This is a genomic window from Pseudomonas sp. 65/3-MNA-CIBAN-0223 (genome assembly GCF_040310425.1).
Taxonomy (GTDB): domain Bacteria; phylum Pseudomonadota; class Gammaproteobacteria; order Pseudomonadales; family Pseudomonadaceae; genus Aquipseudomonas; species Aquipseudomonas gregormendelii.
Map to the genome: position 1 here is coordinate 1 of NZ_JBEOPV010000191.1, position 264 is coordinate 264.

The 264-nt window shown below is 62.9% G+C and carries 1 protein-coding gene; it reads left to right on the forward strand.

Annotated features, from left to right (window positions below):
* The coding region (locus AAEZ09_RS28510) for a cation:dicarboxylate symporter family transporter (RefSeq protein WP_350601694.1) at positions 1-264 on the forward strand (264 nt) is incomplete at both ends.

The window sequence follows — 264 nt, forward strand, 5'->3', positions numbered from 1 at the left end:
GTGTTCATGGGCGACTTCTACGCGAGCCTCGTGCTGCTGTGGGCCACGCTCGTCACGGCCGGGCTGCTGTTCCTCGGTCGCCGCGTGTTCAAGCTGCTCGTGCTGATCAAGGAAGCGTTCATGCTGTCGTTCGCGACCGCGAGCTCGGAAGCCGCGTATCCGAAGATCCTCGACGCGCTCGACCGGTTCGGCGTGCGCCGCAAGATCTCGAGCTTCGTGATGCCGATGGGCTATTCGTTCAACCTCGACGGCTCGATGATGTAC